This window comes from Neisseria sp. P0022.S010, from assembly GCF_051956635.1.
Genome location: NZ_JBQCXF010000323.1, coordinates 1 through 3,391 on the forward strand (window position 1 = coordinate 1; position 3,391 = coordinate 3,391).

Sequence of the window (3,391 nt, forward strand, 5' to 3'; positions counted from 1 at the left end):
TCGGCAGCGTCAGATGTGGATAATAGACAGAGCTAGGATATTTGGTTACTTTGCCAGCTGCCATCGAGGCACAGGTAATATTAATATACGCATTCATGATCTTGATCATAAAATTGGCAAAAATGGAATACTGGAAGGTATTGGTGTCAAAACCGCTCTTTCATTCCAAAAATACCAAATCGACGAACTCGGCAAAGAAATCAGACCATGCCGTCTGAAAAAACGCCCGCCTGTCCGTTAAATTAATCTATCCCTGTTTCAGACGGCCTGAAGCAGGGATTTTTTATATCAAAATAAGGGGAAAACATGACTTGGCGCAGCCTGCTTATTCAAAACGGCGGCAAACTATCCTTGCAAAGCCGGCAACTGCTGATTCAACAAAACGGCGAGTCCCACACCGTACCATTAGAAGACATCGCCGTTATTATCATCGAAAACCGCGAAACCCTGATTACTGCCCCGCTCCTATCAGCCTTAGCCGAATATGGCGCAACCTTACTGACATGTGACGAACAGTTCCTGCCCTGCGGACAATGGCTGCCTTATGCCCAATATCACCGCCAACTCAAAATCCTCAAACTACAGCTGAATATAAGCGAACCTTTAAAAAAGCAATTCTGGCAACATATCGTCCGCCAAAAAATCCTGAACCAAGCATTTGTCGCAGACGAAACAGGCAATGATCTTGCAGCCAAACGGTTACGCACTTTGGCAGTTGAAGTCCGTTCAGGCGATACAGGAAACCGTGAAGCCCAAGCTGCCGCCCTCTACTTCCAAGCCCTCTTTGGAGAAAAATTTACCCGTAATGACAACAATGCCGTCAATGCCGCATTGAACTACACCTACGCCGTACTCCGTGCCGCAGTCGCACGCGCCCTGACCTTATATGGCTGGTTGCCTGCATTAGGCTTGTTTCATAGAAGCGAACTAAATCCATTCAACCTCGCTGATGACTTTATCGAACCCTTACGCCCATTGGCCGACCTGGTCGTTATACATTTGCATGAACAAGGCCGTCTGAAAACTGATCTGACCCCCAACATCAAACAAAACCTTATCAAGACCCTTCACTGTCAAATCTGCATCGAACGGCAACATTTCAGCACCTTGGCTGCCATCGACAAAATGATTTCTTCATTTCAAGCCAGCGTAACCGACAAAAACGCCAAACAGCTGAAACTACCTGAAATCTTGCCATTGAAAGAATACCAATATGAGTGAGGCCAAATTTATGAGGATTATCGTCTTCTTCGACCTACCAGTCACCACAGCGGCCAAGCGCAAAGCCGCCAATCAATTCCGCCAGTTTCTATTAAAAGATGGATACCAAATGCTCCAACTTTCCGTATACAGCCGTATTGTCAAAGGTCGAGATTCGTTGCAAAAACACCACAACAGGCTATGTGCAAACCTACCGCAAGAAGGGTCAATCCGCTGTTTGGAAGTAACAGAAAAGCAATATGCCACCATGAAACTACTATTGGGAGAGCTGAAAACCCAAGAAAAAAGGGTAAATTCCGACCAACTATTATTATTTTAAGCCCTATTTTTCAGACCAAATAAAACGGGAAACCCTTATAGAATAAGAGTTTCCCGTTTAGGTATTGTAGCACTGCGAAATGAGAAAGGGAGCTACAACTGTCGGCGGGTAATCCCGATATCCACATAGATTGTAGCACTGCGAAATGAGAAAGGGAGCTACAACCCCAAGCGTTCGCGGATGGTACGTAATGCGATTGTAGCACTGCGAAATGAGAAAGGGAGCTACAACTTCGAAGCCGATCATGACTTATTGCCCAAAATTGTAGCACTGCGAAATGAGAAAGGGAGCTACAACGATTCTGTCTTGTATATAAAGATTCATAATATTGTAGCACTGCGAAATGAGAAAGGGAGCTACAACGGTTGCCGATGATGAATACATCGTCCGCGCATTGTAGCACTGCGAAATGAGAAAGGGAGCTACAACCGGGGAGCATTATTCTTCATCTCTTTCTTTATTGTAGCACTGCGAAATGAGAAAGGGAGCTACAACATCACAAAAGTAGCTTGTGTTTTGGATAAAATTGTAGCACTGCGAAATGAGAAAGGGAGCTACAACAGACGCTCGGTGTTGGATCTAAAAATTCATATTGTAGCACTGCGAAATGAGAAAGGGAGCTACAACCCCTGAGCTTTACATTCAAAGAAAAATCGGATTGTAGCACTGCGAAATGAGAAAGGGAGCTACAACTGCCCCCGAAAGCGGAATGTTATTAATTTTATTGTAGCACTGCGAAATGAGAAAGGGAGCTACAACTATTTCGGCTCGCGCTCGATGCCGATAAAGATTGTAGCACTGCGAAATGAGAAAGGGAGCTACAACAGCTGGCTAAGAAAGGCGCAAATATCAAGCATTGTAGCACTGCGAAATGAGAAAGGGAGCTACAACCGCTCCATCGCAACAGAGACCAAAGACAGAATTGTAGCACTGCGAAATGAGAAAGGGAGCTACAACATTTGAGAGGGGTCTAAAATGTCAATCTGTATTGTAGCACTGCGAAATGAGAAAGGGAGCTACAACTTGGCCGAACAAGACCGATTTGAAAACCAGATTGTAGCACTGCGAAATGAGAAAGGGAGCTACAACCCCGTTTGGGCTGATGACACACCGTTGGAAATTGTAGCACTGCGAAATGAGAAAGGGAGCTACAACTTTCCATAATGGCTTTATTAGACCAAGCAAATTGTAGCACTGCGAAATGAGAAAGGGAGCTACAACGCCGACAAGGTTTGACCAACAAGAATGCTGATTGTAGCACTGCGAAATGAGAAAGGGAGCTACAACAAGGTTTGGCGCAGGTGGTCAACCAGTTCCATTGTAGCACTGCGAAATGAGAAAGGGTCTATCCAAATAAAAAAGCACCACCTAAACAGGTAGTGCTTTCATATTAATTTGCTTATTCAGCAGAATCAGCTGCTTTATCAACCAATTCAACCAATGCCAAAGGAGCATTGTCGCCTTTACGGAAACCGTATTTCAGTACACGAACGTAGCCGCCGTTACGAGCAGCAAAGCGTGGACCCAATTCGTCAAACAATTTAACTACAACATCACGATCGCGAGTGCGGTCAAAAGCCAAACGACGGTTTGCCAAAGAAGGTTTTTTACCCAAGGTAATCAAGGGCTCAACTACGCGGCGCAATTCTTTTGCTTTAGGCAAAGTTGTCACGATGGTTTCGTGAGTCAACAAGGAATTCGCCATATTGCGCAGCATCGCAGCACGGTGGCTGCTAGTACGGTTTAATTTGCGGTTGCCATTACGATGACGCATGTCATTATCCTTTAATCTTCAAACTTACGGCTTTTCTAAGCCTACAGGCGGCCAAGCTTCTAATTTGGAACCTAATG

4 protein-coding genes and 1 CRISPR repeat array are annotated in these 3,391 nt (G+C 44.9%); of the genes, 3 read left to right on the top strand and 1 reads right to left on the bottom strand.

Annotated elements, in window-relative coordinates:
- The 3 genes from ACTHUT_RS16085 to cas2 form a co-directional block, all read left to right on the top strand.
- Positions 1-241, top strand: a 241-nt coding sequence (locus ACTHUT_RS16085; protein WP_440419053.1) for a hypothetical protein, incomplete at its 5' end; no start/stop codon positions are given.
- 65 nt (positions 242-306) lie between these two features.
- A complete protein-coding gene (cas1, locus tag ACTHUT_RS16090) occupies positions 307-1,221 on the top strand; it encodes a type II CRISPR-associated endonuclease Cas1 (RefSeq protein WP_440419055.1) in 915 nt (304 codons plus the stop codon).
- A complete protein-coding gene (gene cas2, locus ACTHUT_RS16095; RefSeq protein ID WP_033912916.1) occupies positions 1,214-1,540 on the top strand; it encodes a CRISPR-associated endonuclease Cas2 in 327 nt (108 codons plus the stop codon). Before cas1 ends, cas2 begins: the two co-directional genes overlap by 8 nt.
- A 63-nt stretch (positions 1,541-1,603) precedes the next feature.
- A CRISPR array of direct repeats spans positions 1,604-2,893; the repeat unit is 36 nt; unit sequence ATTGTAGCACTGCGAAATGAGAAAGGGAGCTACAAC.
- A gap of 46 nt (positions 2,894-2,939) precedes the next feature.
- Here the strand turns inward: cas2 and rplQ are convergent.
- A complete protein-coding gene (gene rplQ, locus ACTHUT_RS16100; RefSeq protein WP_003684792.1) occupies positions 2,940-3,314 on the bottom strand; it encodes a 50S ribosomal protein L17 in 375 nt (124 codons plus the stop codon).
- Positions 3,315-3,391: the final 77 nt, after the last annotated feature.